Origin of the sequence: Neolewinella agarilytica, assembly GCF_900110645.1 — a bacterium.
Taxonomy (GTDB): Bacteria; Bacteroidota; Bacteroidia; order Chitinophagales; family Saprospiraceae; genus Neolewinella; species Neolewinella agarilytica.
Genome location: NZ_FOFB01000024.1, coordinates 75,341 through 92,716, shown reverse-complemented (window position 1 = coordinate 92,716; position 17,376 = coordinate 75,341). Strand labels below are relative to the sequence as shown.

General features: G+C 53.5%; 15 protein-coding genes. 12 read left to right on the top strand and 3 right to left on the bottom strand.

The window, feature by feature from the left end; genetic code table 11:
* The first annotated feature begins 121 nt into the window (after positions 1-121).
* Entirely contained in the window at positions 122-532 is a 411-nt protein-coding gene (locus tag BM123_RS18680) for a hypothetical protein (protein ID WP_139211947.1), read from the top strand.
* Between the two features lie 36 nt (positions 533-568).
* On the opposite strand, the gene BM123_RS18675 is transcribed toward BM123_RS18680, so the two are convergent.
* Positions 569-2,842 carry a hypothetical protein gene (locus BM123_RS18675; protein WP_090171717.1) on the bottom strand — a complete coding sequence of 758 codons (2,274 nt, stop codon included), beginning with the start codon at positions 2,840-2,842 and terminating at the stop codon, positions 569-571.
* A gap of 360 nt (positions 2,843-3,202) precedes the next feature.
* Here BM123_RS18675 and BM123_RS18670 point away from each other — a divergent pair, with 360 nt between their 5' ends.
* The 8 genes from BM123_RS18670 to BM123_RS24295 all read left to right on the top strand — a co-directional run bounded on the left by BM123_RS18670 (position 3,203) and on the right by BM123_RS24295 (position 10,430).
* A complete protein-coding gene (locus tag BM123_RS18670; RefSeq protein WP_090171715.1) occupies positions 3,203-4,576 on the top strand; it encodes a DUF819 family protein in 1,374 nt (457 codons plus the stop codon).
* Positions 4,577-4,860: 284 nt separating this feature from the next.
* The gene (locus tag BM123_RS18665) at positions 4,861-5,469 is read left to right on the top strand and encodes a hypothetical protein (protein WP_139211946.1); all 609 of its coding nucleotides are present in this window, start codon (positions 4,861-4,863) and stop codon (positions 5,467-5,469) included.
* 38 nt (positions 5,470-5,507) lie between these two features.
* Complete coding sequence (locus BM123_RS18660) at positions 5,508-5,801, top strand: hypothetical protein (protein ID WP_090171711.1); 294 nt, start codon at positions 5,508-5,510, stop codon at positions 5,799-5,801.
* Positions 5,802-5,809: 8 nt separating this feature from the next.
* Positions 5,810-6,256, top strand: a complete 447-nt coding sequence (locus tag BM123_RS24945; RefSeq protein WP_090171709.1) for a type II toxin-antitoxin system VapC family toxin — start codon at positions 5,810-5,812, stop codon at positions 6,254-6,256.
* 115 nt (positions 6,257-6,371) lie between these two features.
* Positions 6,372-7,682: an MATE family efflux transporter gene (locus BM123_RS18650; RefSeq protein ID WP_090171707.1), complete on the top strand. Its 1,311-nt coding sequence runs from the start codon at positions 6,372-6,374 to the stop codon at positions 7,680-7,682.
* Positions 7,683-7,877: 195 nt separating this feature from the next.
* On the top strand, positions 7,878-9,296 hold the full coding sequence (gene gatA / locus BM123_RS18645) for an Asp-tRNA(Asn)/Glu-tRNA(Gln) amidotransferase subunit GatA (protein WP_090171725.1): 1,419 nt from the start codon (positions 7,878-7,880) through the stop codon (positions 9,294-9,296).
* 74 nt (positions 9,297-9,370) lie between these two features.
* Entirely contained in the window at positions 9,371-10,111 is a 741-nt protein-coding gene (gene pgl, locus BM123_RS18640) for a 6-phosphogluconolactonase (protein WP_090171705.1), read from the top strand.
* Between the two features lie 154 nt (positions 10,112-10,265).
* Complete coding sequence (locus BM123_RS24295; RefSeq protein WP_175489459.1) at positions 10,266-10,430, top strand: hypothetical protein; 165 nt, start codon at positions 10,266-10,268, stop codon at positions 10,428-10,430.
* A gap of 86 nt (positions 10,431-10,516) precedes the next feature.
* Here the strand turns inward: BM123_RS24295 and rsmG are convergent, their stop codons facing one another.
* Both rsmG and BM123_RS18630 read right to left on the bottom strand, forming a co-directional pair.
* A complete protein-coding gene (gene rsmG / locus BM123_RS18635; RefSeq protein ID WP_090171679.1) occupies positions 10,517-11,155 on the bottom strand; it encodes a 16S rRNA (guanine(527)-N(7))-methyltransferase RsmG in 639 nt (212 codons plus the stop codon).
* A 98-nt stretch (positions 11,156-11,253) separates the two neighbouring features.
* Positions 11,254-13,896, bottom strand: a complete 2,643-nt coding sequence (locus tag BM123_RS18630) for a DNA gyrase/topoisomerase IV subunit A (RefSeq protein ID WP_090171678.1) — start codon at positions 13,894-13,896, stop codon at positions 11,254-11,256.
* Positions 13,897-14,201: 305 nt separating this feature from the next.
* Between BM123_RS18630 and BM123_RS18625 the strand changes: the two genes are divergently transcribed.
* The 3 genes from BM123_RS18625 (at position 14,202) to BM123_RS18615 (ending at position 17,376) form a co-directional block, all read left to right on the top strand.
* Positions 14,202-14,750 carry an RNA 2'-phosphotransferase gene (locus tag BM123_RS18625; protein ID WP_090171675.1) on the top strand — a complete coding sequence of 183 codons (549 nt, stop codon included), beginning with the start codon at positions 14,202-14,204 and terminating at the stop codon, positions 14,748-14,750.
* Between the two features lie 67 nt (positions 14,751-14,817).
* Positions 14,818-16,053, top strand: a complete 1,236-nt coding sequence (locus BM123_RS18620) for a metal-dependent hydrolase (protein WP_090171673.1) — start codon at positions 14,818-14,820, stop codon at positions 16,051-16,053.
* Between the two features lie 105 nt (positions 16,054-16,158).
* On the top strand, positions 16,159-17,376 hold the full coding sequence (locus tag BM123_RS18615) for a serine hydrolase (RefSeq protein WP_090171671.1): 1,218 nt from the start codon (positions 16,159-16,161) through the stop codon (positions 17,374-17,376).

Here is a 17,376-nt window from a genome sequence, read left to right as displayed (position 1 = left end):
GTTTCTCAAAAGATTTTGATAATCATGTATCGGCAATCCGTTATTTCATATGGAAGCGAAACCTAGCTTCTCACCCTTACATTTGATACACCGCCGCTTTTTGATTTACCACATCTTCACAATGAAAAACAGACTTATATTAATACTATTAGTCTTTCTATCTAGTTGTGGGGAATACAATTCAGACTTAGCCGGAGGCTGGCAATTTATGAATGGGGGAATGTACTGGGAAATGTACATTCAGCCCGACACGATATACGTTTTCAACAGCGAATTGTTAATGATTGTAGATGTGTCCCACCAGATCAAAAACAATAGCTTAATACTGAATAAGTACGGTCATCAAGTACTAAATGGAGAAATTGAATTCTTAGACAATAATGGGGCAATAATTCATGATAGTATCAATGGCCAACCGATAAAAATGAGCCGAATTGATGATAGTAATCTAGCGCTTACAGATAAAGCTACCTTTCAGACGTTCTTATCTAAATTTAAACAACGTCATTTAGAGTTCCCGAAAAATGAATAGCTGGGATTCCAGGCAAATCCCCAGCACCTTTAACCCTCACCGCCCCACAAACCAGGCAAAAGTCCGACACTCCTCCACCGCCGTCTGGTAAAAGCGGGTATCGTTATATTCATCTCTCAGGAGGCGGAAATAGTTGAAGGGCCGGGCGCCGCCCGGCTTCCCCGCCGCGTAGTGCTGGTTGCGCTCAGTCTTGGCCAGAAAGTAGGTGGCTTCGGCGGCGGCTTCGCGGCTGGGTGCGCGCGATAGCGCGCGCTCAAAATAGTAACGGGCGCGGTCCATGCTGAAGTTCTCGCGGTTACCCACGGGTGCATCCGGATGAGAAAAGACCGTAGTGGCGTTTCTGGCTGTGGCCGCCCGGTAGCCGCTGCTGCCGGAACGGAAATTATCCGCCATCCGCCAGTTATAGCTGTAGTAGCTCATGTTGTAGTGTGCCAGGCCGATGTTGAAGTAGTTGCGCGCCGCAATGGTGTCATTAAGGCTTCGGCGAGCGTCGTCTTCGAGGCTGAGGAGCCGTTCCAGCAGGTCTACTTTATTATAGGTCGCAATACTGGCGGAAGGGCGGAAATTGACCCGGTCTTTGAACTGCTTAACGAAGGGTGCATAAACCCCGTAGGAATCACGTCGCGCCGTCGGGATACGCTGAAACACTTCCAAAGCTGACTCCCATTGGCCACGTTGCAAATAATACACGCCCAATAAGTGATTGATATCGTCTTTAGGATATTCGCCTACCCTCGAAGCAAGTAAAAGTTTATCAAAACGGTTGCCCAACAGGCTGTCGCCCATATTCTCCAACTCCTTTATGTAGCTGAGGTCAGGGTTCTTGCGCAGGTCATCAAAGCCATACTGCATCAACGTGGCTTTGCCCGGATGCCCGGTGCGGTAATAGATGGCCTCCAGCTTGTCATTTACTAACGGCCGGAGGGAAGGATAAGTCGCCCTCAGGTCATCATCGTTCAGCAGGTCGTAGTAATACACTTCTACCGAATCGTTGATCCGGTTGAGCGCCAGCACGTTCATCACTTCCCGCATGATGGTCACTTGCTGGCGGACACTATCGCTATCACTCTCCAACAGCTCCGCGAAGGTCTTCCTCGCGTAGAAATAATCGCCGGCCAGCATCTCGATCACCCCACGGGCTAGCAGCCACAGTTCCGGGTTAGCGGTTTTGCCGTCGTCAACGGCCCGGTTGACAAACTCCTGCAGCGCAACGAGGCGCTTACCCGCATCCGGGCGAGGGCGTCTGGCCCGCGCTTTATTCATTCGCTTATTGGGGTTAAAATCCAGCCCGAGCAAATCTTTCTCCAGCTCCAGCAATTCCCGCATCAATAGCGGCTCTAAAGAAATGCTTCCCGGTTCAAAAGCATAGATTTTATCCATCTCCGCCACCACCACAGCGCGACTGTTTTGCGCACGCAGCACGTGCAGCATGGCGCGCTCGTGATCGTTAGCACAAAGGTTACTTGCAGCCTGCCACTCTTCGTCGGTCCGGATTTTAAAGCTGCGGTAGGCCGTTTCCCGCTTGCTGGGGCAGCGCTCGAAGATGCGGCTGTAGAGGTAAGCGGATTGCGGGTAATCGCCCAGGGCCTGCAGGGCACCGGCGCGGTGCCCTTCGATCCAGTCGTAAATGATGCTCGGGTTGGCGTCAATCTTGGGCATCAGATAATCATAGAGTTCCAGCACGTATTCGTGCTCTTTCAGGTAGTGGGCCAGGCGCACGATCTGGTAGGCGTAGCGCAGGCGTACGTAATGACTCTCGATGGCTTTAAAGCGATCCAGGCCCTCGTTGATCAGCCGTTCCATCTCCACCCTTCTCCTCTCGGGCGGCGGCAGGGTTGATTCCGTAGGAACCGTCACGTTGGGCTCACAGCGTTTGGCGAAGAGCAGGTATTCCACCACTTCTTCACAGCGGTAACTAAGCAGATGGCTGGCGAAGGTATTCGTCCGGAATCCAGACGGCAAATCAGCGGCTTTAGCATCTTTTCGCCCGATCAAGGCAAGCAGGCGCTGGAGTCCGTTTTCCGTGTTTCCGTAGATGATGGCGTTCAGATGCCCGGGCTGCACGCCTTCGCAATACCGCTCATACCATTCCATGATATTGTCGTCATAAGTAACCGCTCCCTTCTTATTTTCAACCTCCGGGTAGTACTGCCGGAAGGCATCGTAGAAAGGAGACAGCCGGCTATCGTATTCCACTACGGCGGGGTTCAGAAAGCGGTAACCATAGAAGGCAGGGCCAGGCATACACTCCGCGGGAAGCAGCGCAGGCAAGAGGAACAACAGCAGGAAAAGATGACGAGTCTGGATCATACGGGGACAAGATACGCCGGAGGCCGGATTTAAGGGGCGACGGTGCGCAGGTGCCATGAATGCCTCAATAGCAAGATCCTACCCACTCTAAACTAAGACCTCACAAATTGAGGACAGTTATCGGTTGAGGACCTCTGGTCCGAAAAAATGCTGCGAAGCAGCTATCCTACAAACAGCTCGTAAAAATGAGAATACCACTAAGTTCTCGCTAGTCTGATCAACAACGGACCTAATTCAAAACGGAAATATAGCTTCCTTCTATCGGGCTTAACCCAGTTTTTTAGTTGCTGGGCTCCCCAAAATCAAAAATCGAGAACCAAGAATCGAGAATCGAGAATCCTCTCCCTTATCTTCCCCCCCATGGAACCTTTTTTCACCAACGATGCCATCGTCTTCGGCCTCCTCATGGTCGTGCTGGCCGCGATCTTCACGACCTCCAACAGCGAGCACCCTTTCTGGAAACGCTTTTACACCTACGTGCCTACGCTGCTACTGTGCTATTTCGTACCCGCACTGCTGCATTGGCCGCTGGGCCTGATCGCCTATGACTGGTACCAACCCGCCCTGGCCGGCGAAATCGGACTCAGCAGTCTCGATGGCATGAGCTTCGGCGAGATCAATCAATACATCGAAGCGCAGGGATTGAGCATTGCCGACTACAGCTCCTACAAAGGCCACAGCAATCTCTACTTCATGGCCAGCCGCTACCTGCTGCCGGCCAGTTTGATCCTGCTTTGCCTTAACATCGACCTCAAGGGCATCTGGAACCTCGGCTACCGGGCCATCGTCATGTTCCTGGCGGCAACCTTCAGCATCGTCATCGGTGGGCCCATTGCGTTGCTCATCATCACTTACCTCTTCCCGAACCTCATCGGGCTGAACCCGGACGAGCTCTGGCGCGGCCTTTCCACCATCGCCGGAAGCTGGATCGGCGGCGGCGCCAACCAGGCCGCCATGAAGGAAATCTTCGAGGTGCCAACCGGCATCTTCGGACAGATGATCATCGTCGATGTACTCGTCGCCAACATCTGGCTAGGCTTCCTGCTCTTTGGCGCGGGCCGGGCCGACAAGATCGACCGACTCCTCAAAGCCGACAACTCCGCCATCACCGACCTCAAAGAAAAAGTGGAGGCCTACGCCGCTTCCGTCAAGCGGGAGCCCACCAGCCTGTCTACCTTCCAGATGATTGGTGTGGCCTTCGGCGGCGTAGCTCTTGCCCACTGGGGCGCGGATTTCCTCGCACCCTTCTTCAGTCAGTTCTCCGAGACACTGGAAGCCTGGCGACTCACCACCCTCAAGAGCGGGTTCTTTTGGCTCGTAGTTATCGCTACCACGGTTGGTTTTCTTTTCAGCTTCACCCCCATCCGTAAGCTGGAGGGTGTAGGTGCCAGCCGCTGGGGCTCCGTCTGCATCTACATCCTCGTGGCCACCATCGGTATGCAGATGAACATCGGAGACATTTTCTCCAACCTCGGCCTCTTCGCCATCGGCCTCATCTGGATGATCATTCACGTGACGATCCTGCTCTTCGTCGCCTGGCTCATCAAAGCGCCCTTCTTCTACGTCGCCGTGGGTAGCCAGGCCAATGTAGGCGGTGCCGCCTCCGCTCCCGTCGTCGCTTCTGCCTTCAGCCCTTCATTGGCACCCGTAGGCGCCATCATGGCCGTTATCGGCTATGCACTGGGTACCTACGGAGCGCTGGTTTGTGCTTATTTGATGGAGGTGGCGAGTTGACACACCGGTGTGGGTTGCGAGGTACCCGTTTCAACCGATATCTACTATACTTGGTGAACACCCCAGATATTTACCCGATAAATACAGGACCAAAGTAAGTGGCTGGAAGATCATTGGCGGTTTTGAAGATGACGATTCTAGAGATTTATACGCAATTGAGAAATGTACCCACTACTTAGCCATTAATAATAACAGCAACGACAAAAGAAAAAGTGGAACCAAAAAAACATTGAACAGTGTATGGCGATAGGTAAAGCACAACTAACTCAGAAAGAACTCAGTGAATGAAACTAATACGCTCAATTTTGCCTACCTACCTTATTGTGTTCTTTTTTGGTACTCTAATCTTAGGTTCCTGTGGTGAAATCAGCAGCGCAAAAGAATTTACTAACAATAGTAATCAAATAACCTGCACCAACACCTCCTGTCAAGGCACCTACACCGGCCCCGAATTCATTAACGGGTCAGACGTCGCCCACCAGTTCTCCAACAAGATGTCCGCAGCCGTAGGAGATAAATTGAAGGAGCTGTATGACAAGAAGCAATATTCAAAAGTCGATTTTGCCGGCATCACGATGTCAACCGAAGGAATGGGTAGTGGCGAGGTAACCTATTACTTAAAGATTCCCTTCCTTCGCGTCAACTCAAAATGCGAAGCGTACACTTCCTTTGATCATGTAGGCGGCTGGAACCACGCACCTGAGTTACAAAAGCGGAAAAAGCAGCTGGCGCCCGCCTTAATGACAGGAGACGAACTCGACATCAGTGACCTGAAAAGGACCAAAGAAAATCTTCAGGAGTATTGGATTCAGTGGCGGAATAAAGGTCGGCAAGGCGGGTGTCTGGGAAAAAATCTTCTCTTGATGGATTCTGCAACCAACCAAAACCATTAAACGTTCCCTACCTTTAGATAAGCTAAAATAGCCGAACAATGACTCTGGAAGCTAAGAAAATAAGCATCATTCAGCTGATACTAGGTCTTAATAACGAAGAGGTTATTGACCAGCTGACCGATTCACTTGTGGGCTTAAAGGCTGACTTGGTCACTGAAAAGCCCTTTCCATTCGTGACATATGCTGACATAAAGCGAAAGAAATTTGATCTTGATGAAGTGAAAAAAGAACAGGAGTATCGTCCATTTGAAGAAGGCGAACTTGATCAGCTAATCAGAGAAGCCGACGTCCAGGAATCTATTGATGAATTACTGGAAGCACTAAATTCATGAACTAAGTACTGGATACCAACATCATTCTTTTTTATCTAAAGGATGGCCCCACGAAAGAACTAATTGAAACAACTTATGGCCCTTTTGCAAGTGATAACACAGCGATAATTTCAATCGTCACGGTTGCGGAAATAAAAGCCTTAGCCCAAAAGAACAAGTGGGGTGACAAGAGAATAAAAATCGTTGAAAAAATCTTGGGCAGGCTTGCTGTAATTGAAATTACCTACGGCGAATTATTGGATGCTTACGCTGAGATAGATGCCTTTAGTCAAGGGAAGTTAGATCAGCCTTCTAGTTTTTCTGCCAGAAATATGGGTAAAAACGATCTCTGGATTGCAGCGACTACAAAAATTACAAATTCAACATTATTAACCTCAGACAGGGACTTTGACCATCTCCAGGGTAATTATTTTGAGGTCCTGCTTATTGAGAACATAGACTCGAAGAAGTCGTAGACTCCTATTCATCACTTCGAGTGCTTATTGAGTGGGCTTGCCGGCTAGGGAAAACGCGATAAAGTGTGTTGTCTGAAATCCAAAGAAGCAAGTGATAAGACTTCTTCCCCCCCCCATGAACCGCCAAATCCTCCGCCTCGCCATCCCCAACATCCTCAGCAACCTGTCGGTTCCGCTGCTGTCTAGCTATGATACGATTCTGATGGGTGGGCTGAGCGGGGCACACATCGCCGCCGTAGGGCTCGGCAGTATGGCCTTCAACTTTGTCTACTGGAACTTCGGCTTCCTGCGGATGAGCACTACCGGCATCACCGCTCAGGCCTTCGGCCGGGAAGACGTAGCCGGTCAGCTCGCCACCCTGCGCCGCGCAGCGGCGCTGGCCGCCATCATCGCCGTCGGGCTGCTACTCTTACAATACCCGCTGGCGGAGCTGACCCACTTCCTCCTCAACCTACGCGAAGGGCAAGTCGGCATGGTCGATCAATACTTCTACATCCGGCTATGGGCAGCGCCCGCGGCGCTGCTGCAAATGGTGCTCTTCGGCTGGTTCTTCGGGCGGCAGAACGCGACCTTCCCGTTGCTGCTAACCCTGATTATCAACGTTGCAAATGCCGCTTTGAGCTATTACCTGGTCCAGCAGCTGGAGTGGGGCATTGAGGGGGTTGCCTGGGGCACCGTTGGTGCGCAGTATTTGGGCGTCCTTTGCGGAGCGGGCTTCCTCTGGCGGGAACTGGTCAAGACCCGCGAAGAAGCGTCTGATACCGGGCAAACTGCTTCTGCGGACGCCCCGGCCCTGAGCGATTTCATCCGCATCAACCGGGATATTTTCATCCGCACGGTCTGCCTGACGCTGAGCTTCGCCTTCTTCTACAACCGGGCGAATGCCCTGGACGTAGGTACTTCCGTCGTGGCGGCCAACGTCATCCTGCTGCAGCTCGTTAACTGGCTCAGTTACGGGGTGGATGGCTTCGCCTTCGCCGCTGAGAGTCTGGTGGGCAGGTATCAGGGAGCGGGTGACGCCGGCGCGCTGCGCCGGGCCATCAGGCTGATCTTCGCCTGGGGCATGGGCCTGGCCGGCGTCTACGCACTGGTTTACGGGCTGGGCAACACGGCTATTTTACCCCTCTTTGCACCTGCGTCCAGCGCCCCGGAAACCCTTGCGGCAGCTTCCCGCTTTTTGCCGGTCATCGTACTGTTTTGTCTGCTCGCCACACCCTGCTACCTGCTCGATGGCATCTTCATCGGCCTCACCGCTTCCCGCGCCATGCGGCAAACGATGCTGCTGGCATTTGCCGCTTATTTGCTGTCCTATTACGCCATCGGTCAGCATTACGGCAACTGGGGATTGTGGGGCTGCCTGACCTTTTTTATGGTCATGCGGGCCGGGATGATGGGATTTTGGTGGCGTTGGAAAGGCCTGTCATGAACAAATTGACCTATTTCCTGCGCAATCATTTCCGGTTAAAACCGGTGCTGTGTTACGAAGCTCTTCGAGCTGCCGTCACGTAAAATTAGCTCGAAGAGCTTCGTAACACAGCACCGACTTCAGTCGGCTAAAAGGAATCGTAAAATCCGCTAAACCCCACCCATTTTCCCGCGCCTTGTGTTTTACCTTTGCCCCATGAGCATTGCAGACCTAACGTCCATAAAAGCTACCCAATCGGCCATCGAGGCCGGTTCCGTGACGACCGTACAAATCGTGCGCCACTACCTGAATCGGATTGAAGAAGAACGTCACCTGAATATCTACGTGGATGTCTATGGGGAGGATGCCTTGCGGGAGGCTACGCGACAGGATGAGGCGCGGACGCAGGGTGCAAGGATGGGTAAATTAGCGGGGGTAGTCCTTAGCATCAAAGACGTAGTCTGCTACGCAGGCCATGGGGTAAGTGCCGGCTCCCGGATGCTGGAAGACTTCGTAGCGCCCTACACCGCTACCGCACTGCAACGACTGCTCGACGAAGACGCCATCGTCATTGGCCGGACCAACTGCGACGAGTTCGCCATGGGCTCCGGCAACGAAAACAGCCACTACGGCCCGACGCGCAATGCGGCCGATCCGGCCCGCGTTCCCGGCGGCAGCTCGGGCGGAGCAGCGGTCTCCGTACAGGCAGGCACCTGCCTGCTGGCGATGGGCTCCAGCACCGGCGGCTCCGTCCGCCAGCCGGCTTCTTTTTGCGGGCTCTACGGTTTTAAGCCGACCTACGGCCGCATCAGCCGCCACGGCCTCATCGCCTACGGCTCCTCTTTTGACCAGATCGGCTACCTGAGTCGACAGCCCCAGGACATCGCCCTCGCTCTGGAAATCAGCGCCGGCTCTGATGCTTTCGACGCTACGGCCCCCAACAAAGCTGTGCCGCTTTACAGTAAGTCTGACGTAGTAAGATCTCCCCAAAGCATCGCCTACTTCGAGGAGACGCTCAACAGCGACGCCATCGACCCCGCCATCCGGGCCGCCACGGCTAAGGCCATTCAGGATCTCGAAGCGGCCGGGCATAAGCTCGTACCTGTTTCCTTTAATTACTTCGACTACGTCGTACCTACTTACTACGTGCTCACTACCGCTGAGGCCAGCAGTAACCTTAGCCGATTCGACGGCATGCGTTACGGCTATCGCAGCCCGGAGGCGAGTGACTTAACCGAGACCTACACCAAAAGCCGTTCCGAAGGCTTTGGCACCGAGGTACAACGGCGAATTTTGCTCGGCACCTTCGTGCTCAGCAGCGGCTATTATGATGCTTACTACGGCAAGGCGCAGAAAGTCCGCCGGTTGATCCGCGATCAGTTGCAGGGCATTCTCGATGTACACGACTTCATCCTCATGCCCGTCAGCCCCAGCCTGCCCTGGCCCGTTGGTGAACAGGTTGATGACCCCGTAGCCAACTACCTGGCTGATATCTATACGGTGATGGCGAACCTGGCGGGCTTGCCCGCCGTGGCCATCCCGGTCGCTACCGACGGCCACCTGCCGGTCGGCTATCAGCTGATGGCTGACCAGTGGGAAGAAGGTAAGCTATTAGATTTCGTCCGGGGGCTTTGATGCCTTGCACCGCCGACTGAAGTCGGCGGAAAACATCTTCCGCCGGCTTCAGCCGGCGATACAAACACAAACTCATGTCTACCACTCCTTCCTTTCACGTACTCCCTGACGGCCCCGCCGTTGCCCGCGCTTTTGCCGACCACCTCGTAAAGCGAATGGCCGAAAAACCGAACGGCCCTTTCTTTTGGGCCCTGTCCGGTGGAAGTACCCCAAAGCTTTTGTTCAAACTTCTCGTGGAGGAGTACAAGGACAAAATCGACTGGCAGCGCATCCACTTCTTCTGGGGAGATGAGCGCTGTGTGCCCCACGACGATCCGGAAAGCAACTATGGCGAAGTGCAGAAACTCCTCTTTGATCACGTGCCGGTCGTTCCCAGCCAGGTGCACGCCGTCAATACGGAACTCAGCCCGGAAGATGCAGCTATTGCCTACGGCGAGTTGATGATAAAACTACTGCCTGCCAACTCCGACGGCTTACCCATTTTAGATCTCAATATGCTCGGGATGGGCGGAGACGGCCACACGGCCTCCATCTTCCCCGCCAACATGAAAGAGCTGCTTACTGATGATCGTATCTGCGCCGTAGCTACTCACCCGGAAAGCGGGCAAAAGCGCGTAACGATGACGGGCCCCGTACTCAATGCTTCCGACGAAATTGCCTTCCTGGTCACCGGCAGCGGTAAGACCCAACGTGTGGCACAGATCCTTAATAAAGAGCATGGAGCGGAAGTTTACCCCGTAGCCCACATCCAACCTACGAGTGGTAAGCTGCACTGGTTCCTGGATGAGGCGGCGGCGGAAGAGGTGGGATATTAGTAGTCGGTAGTGTTGTAGACGGTAGATCTGTAGACGGTAGGTAGTAGAAAATTCAGATTGGGGCTATTCTACCGACTATAGACTACAACTACCGTCTACAACACTACCGTCTACCGACTAAAACCCCTATCTTTGCCCTCAAATTATATCCCCCATGCCTACCAGCCACTACACTCCCGCAGAGACCCGCCGTAACTGGATGCTTTTTCTGGTATTCCTTGTCATTTTCATCCTGATGCTGATGTTTATGAATCAGTGGTTTTGGGTAGCGATGCCGTTTATGCTGACCTTCCTTGTGATGGCATTGGGGTATATGTAAGCAGGTTGCAGGTTGCAAGTTGTGGGTTGCAAAATGCAGGTTGCAGGTTTGGTTCCTCTTATTTGCAATCAGAACCCTGATATTTGCTAGTACTGCAGGTATACCACGGCCTTCACTTCGAAGAAGTCGTGCTCCGGAAACATCTCCTTGATGGGATGTTCTTCCAGGTAAGCTCCTTTGGGCAGAGCAGACATTTCCTCCGTTAGCCCTACTCCCTTCAACGCCAGGATGCCATTGGGCAGCGCATGCCGCTGCTTACGGGCAATGAGTTTCATGCTCCACTCGGCTAACTTATCGATCTTAGCAACGGCTCGCGTGACGACGAAGTCATAGGCAGGCTTCTTGATCTCTTCGGCCCGCTTTTGCTCGGCCCGGCAGTTGGTCAACCCGATGACCTGGATGACCTCATTACAGACGCGTATTTTTTTAGCAATACCATCTACCAGATGAAAGTCTGTCTCCGGAAACATGATCGCCAGCGGAATGCCGGGGAAGCCGCCTCCGGTGCCCAGGTCCAGTACTTTAGCGCCGGGCACGAAGCGCACCACTTTAGCGATGGCTAAACTGTGCAATACGTGATTCACGTAGAGGTTATCAATGTCCTTTCGGCTGATAACATTAATCTTGGAATTCCAATCCCGGTATAAGGCATCCAGAGCTTCGAATTGCTCGCGTTGCCGCTCAGTGAGCTCAGGAAAATGCTGGAAGATGATATCGGCGGTCATGGCTTATTCTTTTGCGGGGCGAAGATAGTTGGTCTTTAGTTGAGATACCGTGCGTCGATTCTAATTTCGACGCACGGCATCTCAACCAAAGTAACAATCTAAAAGTCCAGCTCAATCGTATCCCCTGGCTTAATACCACCACTTTCTTCTTGTTTAGGGGCGGCTTTCTTTGTTGCTTTCACGGTAACCTCCCGAACCTTAGGCACATAGGGTTCATTGAGCTCCTTCACCGTAACGAGCTTACCGTCGTGCAGCTTGTTGCCTAACGATTTCCACCCCTTCACGTCAATGAATTCGGCTAACTGAATCACCTTGGTTTTCTTCTCTTTTTTCTCCCGCCAGGAGATTTCCACTTCCGGCTCCGGGTGGAGGGTGGCCAGGTATAGCTTCGTCTGCCGATGATCCGAAGTAAAGCTGAATTTTTGCCCGGGAGAGCTCGTTTCAATCTGGAAACGTTTCACCAGGGTGACCTTGCGCTCCCCTTCATGATAGACGGCACTGACGACCATGTCGTCCTGATATTTACCGATGAAGAACAGGGCTTTGGGGTCATAACGACGGCTCATGTCCAGTTCTTCCCGTTCGTAAGTACCATCGTGGTTGATCACCAGCAGCAAGTCCCCGGTGTCAAAGCCGCCGAGCAGGCGGCCGCGCTCTTCGAGATTCAGACGACCGGATACTTCGTCCATCCAGACTTTCAGTGCCCCGAGCGTACTCTTACCCGCTTCCTTCAGGGTTACTTTTCTGACCGGGTAGCGCGTCACGATATTACCGCCGGAGGCCCGGCCTTTGATCGCCAGTTCAGCGAAGTCAAAATCGAAGTCTTTCACCCGCGCCTTACTGGCGGGGCTCAACAGTACGTTCACAATCTCCGCCTCACCGTTAGGGTTTGCGCTAAAGTAGAGCAGCTTGGATCCCCTCGCGCCCTTGGTCAGGTCATACTCCCGATCCCGGGTAATGGCCTTGACGTTAAAACGCTTGCCCATCGCACGGCCGGTTTTGCCGTCCAGGTAGACCATGTTGTAGGTCGTCCGTTCATCTCCTTTTTTCCAGACGCCCACGTGAATGATATTCTTACCCACGAAGGTCTTATCCGCAATACGGGTGACCATCAGTTTGCCATCCTTTCGGATGACAATCACGTCGTCAATATCCGAGCATTCCGCCACGAACTCTTCCTTCTTGAGGCCCATCCCGATAAAGCCCTCTTTGCGGTCAACGTAGAGCTTGGCATTGTTAGCGGCAACAGCGGCAACTTTCACTTTTTCAAAGGTGCCAATTTTCGTCTTCCGCTCCCAGCCTTTGCCGTACTTGTCGAGCAGGTGCTGGTACCAGGCAATGGTGTATTCCGTCAGGTGTTCCAGGTCGTGCTTGACCTGCTTAAGTTCCTCTTCCAGTTTAGCGATCCGCTCATCAGCAGCAAAGCTGTTATACTTTGAGATGCGCTTGATCCGGATCTCCGTCAGGCGAATGATGTCATCGTCAGAGATTGCCCGCAACAATTGCATTCGGGTATCTCCCTTTTTGGCCTTTTCGTTGGGGTCACGGAAGTACTTTTCCAACCCTTCGCGGATGATGTCAAGCACCTCGGGGAAGTCTTCCGCTTCTTCAATATCGCGATAGATGCGCTCTTTGATGAAGACTTTTTCCAGACTGGCGAAGTGTAGCTTTTCCTCCAGCTCCTTCTGCTTGATCATCAATTCCATCTTCAGCAAATCACGGGTTTGATGCGTGATGTGCTCCAGAATGTCAAGTACAGAGACGAAGTGAGGCTTGTCACCTCCGATAATGATACAGGCGTTAGGAGAAACAGACAGCTCGCAGTTGGTAAAGGCGTAGAGCGCGTCGATGGTAACATCAGGGCTGATGCCGGTAGCCAGCTCGATCAGGATTTCCACTTCCGCAGCCGTGTTATCCTGTACTTTTTTAACCTTGATCTTACCCTTGTCGTTGGCCTTGAGAATACTGTCAATCAGCGATTGGGTTGTCATGCCATAGGGAAGCTCCCGAATGGCGATGAACTTGTTGTCGATCTTTTCAATCGTCGCTCTGATCTTGATCTTTCCCCCGCGCTTACCCCACTGGTAATCGCTTACGTCTACCGTACCGCCGGTAGGAAAGTCCGGGTAGAGCTTGGGTTTCTTTCCCTCCAGGATCTTGATGCTTTCGCGGCAGATCTCAATGAAGTTATGGGGCATGATCTTCGTGCTCAGACCTACGGCAATGCCTTCGGTGCCCTGCGCCAATAAGAGCGGAAACTTAGCCGGCAGATTGATCGGCTCCCGCTTCCGCCCGTCGTAGCTCACCTGCCATTGGGTGGTTTGTGGGTTGAAGACCACTTCGGTGGCGAACTTGGTCAGTCGGGCCTCAATGTAACGGCTCGCGGCGGCGGAGTCACCGGTTAAGGTGTTACCCCAGTTCCCCTGTGGATCAATCAACAGCCCTTTTTGCCCCAGCCCCACCAGAGCATCGCCAATGGCAGCGTCTCCGTGAGGGTGATACTGCATGGTTTGTCCGATCACGTTAGCCACCTTGTGGTAACGACCATCGTGCATCTCGTTCAGAGCGTGCAGAATACGACGCTGCACGGGCTTGAGTCCGTCCTCAATGGAAGGTACGGCTCGTTCCAGAATCACGTAGCTGGCGTAATCAAGGAAGTAATCCTCGTACATCCCCTTCAGGGTCGTTACTTTGTCGTCATCGGCTGACTGGCCATTCTGTGTAGCGGTATCGTCGGTCATTTACTGCTGTTGATTCGTAGTCTTTCGGATCTACCGGACGCTCAAAAGGCTCAAAAGGCCTCCGCTGCGCTCCGGTTTTGAGACGCTTCGAGGTCCTGGTTTTGGAGTACAGAAACTGGAATCCTCTTTAGCGATAGGGCGAAGATAGCAAATGCTTTTTTAATAACAAAATGTTTTAAAATAGACTTATTTGTTGTTTTAGTTTGCTCTTTTCAAGCTCTGCTCTGCATCCTGCGACCGCGCAAAAAAGAGGAGCTGCAACTTTTACAGAACAAGCTTAGTTTAGTAACTAAACAAACTAAATCATGCACCCTAAACAACTCATTCGTACCAGCCGGAAAATCAGCCTGGTTCTCCGCCATAAACCCCAGGCTATTGGCCTTACACTTGATGCCAATGGCTGGGCGGAGGTAGACGATCTACTCCGCCTGATGACCCAGGATGGTACTCCGCTCAATCGTTCGGAACTGGATCTAATCGTTGCCGAAAACAATAAACAACGCTTCCGTTTCAGTGACGATGGCCGAAAAATCCGGGCTAATCAGGGGCACAGCCTCAACGTCGACCTGCAGATGAAACCCGTCCAGCCCCCCGACATGCTCTACCACGGAACGGCGACGACCGCCGTGGCCTCCATCCTGAGAACCGGACTGGAAAAACGCAAGCGACAGCACGTTCATTTGAGCCATGAGCAGGAAACGGCCACTAAGGTGGGTAGTCGCCACGGCAAGCCCGTAGTCTTGATCGTGGACGCCGCCCAAATGGCCGCTGACGGGTATCTCTTCTATCGTTCAGATAACGGAGTCTGGTTAACTGAGGCCGTGCCGGAGAAATACCTGCGCAGAACACCTTAATCTTCTTCTACAAAGGGTTTCTTCGCCACAAACCCAACCTTTTACCACACTGCTCCTTTCCTCCTGCATGGATTCTCTCACGCAGATCGTTTTGGGCGCCGCCGTAGGCGAGGCAGTTTTGGGCCGCAAGGTCGGTAACCGAGCCATGCTATGGGGTGGCATTTGTGGTACGTTGCCCGACCTCGACGTTTTCGCCAATACCGTTAGCGACCCGATGAGTGCGCTGGCTTATCACCGGGCATTTACGCATAGCCTGGCCTTTGCGGTGCTGATTGCTCCTGCCGTAGGGCTGGCCATTCACCGGTTTTACGGCGGCAGGGAAGGGCCCATAAAAAGCCGGTGGATCTGGCCTGCGCTGCTACTGGAGTTTTTCGTCGTTTTGCTCGTTGGCAGTTACCTGATGCCGATTGAGATTTACAATATCCCCCAGATTGTGACGGTGATCACGCTGGTTTTTGCCAGCATTTTTCTGGGCGTAGGCGGTATTCGCTGGCTGCGGGGCTTTCCGGACAAAACACCTAATACCGGCTGGCTGGGCTGGACTTTACTGGCCTTTGGGGCCATCGTTACGCACCCGCTGCTCGATTGTTTTACGGCTTACGGCACCCAGATTTTCCAGCCGTTGGCGAAAAGCCGGGTGGCCTGGAACACCATTTCGGTGGCGGATCCGCTCTACACCATTCCATTTCTCGTGCTGCTTCTTTGGGCGCGGTCGCAGGTGCGGGGTTCGGTTAAAAGAGCATGGGTAAACCGGGCGGGGCTCATCGTCTCTTCGATTTATCTGGCGCTCACCGTCGTGAACTACTTCAACGTCGAAGACGTACTACACCGCACGCTCGCCGCTGACGGCATTGAAGCGGAGGCCACCATCATTGGCCCTACCATCCTCAACAATGTACTCTGGTCAGGTACTGCCAAAGATGCCAACAAAGACCTGTACTACTTCAGCCAGTACAGCCTCTTCGATGAAGAGCGCCGTTTTGAGCCCTGGACAGAAATCGAGGGCCATCACGACTGGATTGCCCCTTACGCCAATGACCGCGACCTGCGGATCATTCGCTGGTTCACTAAAGACTACTACAACGTTATCCCGACGGACACCGCTGCATATCTACAGGTGGCGGACCTGCGCTACGGCCTCATCGCCGAAGACCCCAACGACCCGGCCAGCTACATCTTCGCCTGGCAGGTGGACACGACGGTCCACCCCGTCCGTGCCTGGCAGCGTAGTGCCGGCCCCGACGAGGACGTGGATATGGGAGACTTGTTCGGGCGTTTGTGGGAAAGAGCAAAAGGACGATAAAGGGCATAGCAGAATGAAACCTGTGGTATACCTGAGTCAAAGTGGTTTAGCTTAGGTATATATTGCAACAGATAATTCTGTCTTCTTCAGCTTGTAATCTTCACTATGAAAGGATCAGTCGCTTTTCTGCTATTTCTGCTTTCAGTAATGCTTCATGGACAGTCCGGGCAGTCCAACCCACTAAATACCATTATCAGCCGACAAGCTTCTTCCTTCGGCCCATGGGCCTCCGAACCAGACAAATACGAAATCCAGGTCCTCTACACGGAGATTGACCGGCAGCCAGACGGCAGCGTCCGACTAAAGACCCACCGCTGGGGAGCCAGGGACACCAGCCAGTATTTTTACCCCGCCAGCACGGTCAAAATGCCGGCGGCTATCCTCGCCCTGCAGCAGTTGAACGAGCTAGGCGTTCAGGGGCTAAGTCCCCAAACCCTGCTGTTCCATGGTACTGGCACGGCACCCGCGTCCGCGCCCCAAACGCCTGCTGCGGCGGATACGACTTCCGTGTCCGGCTACCCGAGTCTGGAGCAGTACATCCGGAAGATATTTCTGGTGTCCGACAACGACGCCTACAACCGCCTCTTTGAGTTTCTTGGCCCGACCTACATGAACCATGCCCTGCATCGTGCCGGCATCCACGGCGGGCGGCTGCAACACCGCGTTGGTGTGGGCGGCTTCAACACCGAGACGCACGCCTGGCTCAATCCGGTCAAATTCGTCGATGGCATCAACGTGCCCTACCAGATCGGCGAACGGCACGATCGCTATTACGATCCACTCCCCAACCTGAAGGGGCAGTTCCGGGGCAAAGGCTACACCACTAACGACGGCGAGCTGATCAACGAACCCTTTGACTTCAGCCATAAAAACTACCTCTCCGTCCGAAACCTGCACGACATCCTGCTGCGTGTCGTATTGCCCGAAGCGGTGCCCGAACAACAACGCTTTACGCTGACAGATGCCGACTACGCGCTGCTCCGCCAGGCCATGTCTGAACGCCCCCGTGAAAGCGCCAGCCCGGTCTACGATAAGCCCGACAACTACGTCAAGTTCTGGCTATACGGCGACCAGCCCGAAGCGACCAAAATCCCCGACGGCCTGCGCATCTACAACAAAGTGGGCTGGGCCTACGGCTATCTGACGGATGCTGCTTACATCACCGACGCGGAAAGCGGGAGGGAGTTTATGCTCGTCGGCACCATCCACGTCAATAACAACCGGATTTTCAACGACGGAGAATACGAATACCTGGAAACAGGGATGCCCTTTTTCGGAGAGTTGGGTCGGGCGGTGTTGGCGTTTGAAAGGGGGAAGCGATAA

What these genes read in the sequence shown, in the direction of transcription:
- BM123_RS18680 (WP_139211947.1), top strand. Translation starts at nt 122, where the DNA reads ATGAAAAACAGACTTATATTAATACTATTAGTCTTTCTATCTAGTTGT.
- BM123_RS18675 (WP_090171717.1), bottom strand. Translation starts at nt 2,842, where the DNA reads ATGATCCAGACTCGTCATCTTTTCCTGCTGTTGTTCCTCTTGCCTGCG.
- BM123_RS18670 (WP_090171715.1), top strand. Translation starts at nt 3,203, where the DNA reads ATGGAACCTTTTTTCACCAACGATGCCATCGTCTTCGGCCTCCTCATG.
- BM123_RS18665 (WP_139211946.1), top strand. Translation starts at nt 4,861, where the DNA reads ATGAAACTAATACGCTCAATTTTGCCTACCTACCTTATTGTGTTCTTT.
- BM123_RS18660 (WP_090171711.1), top strand. Translation starts at nt 5,508, where the DNA reads ATGACTCTGGAAGCTAAGAAAATAAGCATCATTCAGCTGATACTAGGT.
- BM123_RS18650 (WP_090171707.1), top strand. Translation starts at nt 6,372, where the DNA reads ATGAACCGCCAAATCCTCCGCCTCGCCATCCCCAACATCCTCAGCAAC.
- gatA (WP_090171725.1), top strand. Translation starts at nt 7,878, where the DNA reads ATGAGCATTGCAGACCTAACGTCCATAAAAGCTACCCAATCGGCCATC.
- pgl (WP_090171705.1), top strand. Translation starts at nt 9,371, where the DNA reads ATGTCTACCACTCCTTCCTTTCACGTACTCCCTGACGGCCCCGCCGTT.
- BM123_RS24295 (WP_175489459.1), top strand. Translation starts at nt 10,266, where the DNA reads ATGCCTACCAGCCACTACACTCCCGCAGAGACCCGCCGTAACTGGATG.
- rsmG (WP_090171679.1), bottom strand. Translation starts at nt 11,155, where the DNA reads ATGACCGCCGATATCATCTTCCAGCATTTTCCTGAGCTCACTGAGCGG.
- BM123_RS18630 (WP_090171678.1), bottom strand. Translation starts at nt 13,896, where the DNA reads ATGACCGACGATACCGCTACACAGAATGGCCAGTCAGCCGATGACGAC.
- BM123_RS18625 (WP_090171675.1), top strand. Translation starts at nt 14,202, where the DNA reads ATGCACCCTAAACAACTCATTCGTACCAGCCGGAAAATCAGCCTGGTT.
- BM123_RS18620 (WP_090171673.1), top strand. Translation starts at nt 14,818, where the DNA reads ATGGATTCTCTCACGCAGATCGTTTTGGGCGCCGCCGTAGGCGAGGCA.
- BM123_RS18615 (WP_090171671.1), top strand. Translation starts at nt 16,159, where the DNA reads ATGAAAGGATCAGTCGCTTTTCTGCTATTTCTGCTTTCAGTAATGCTT.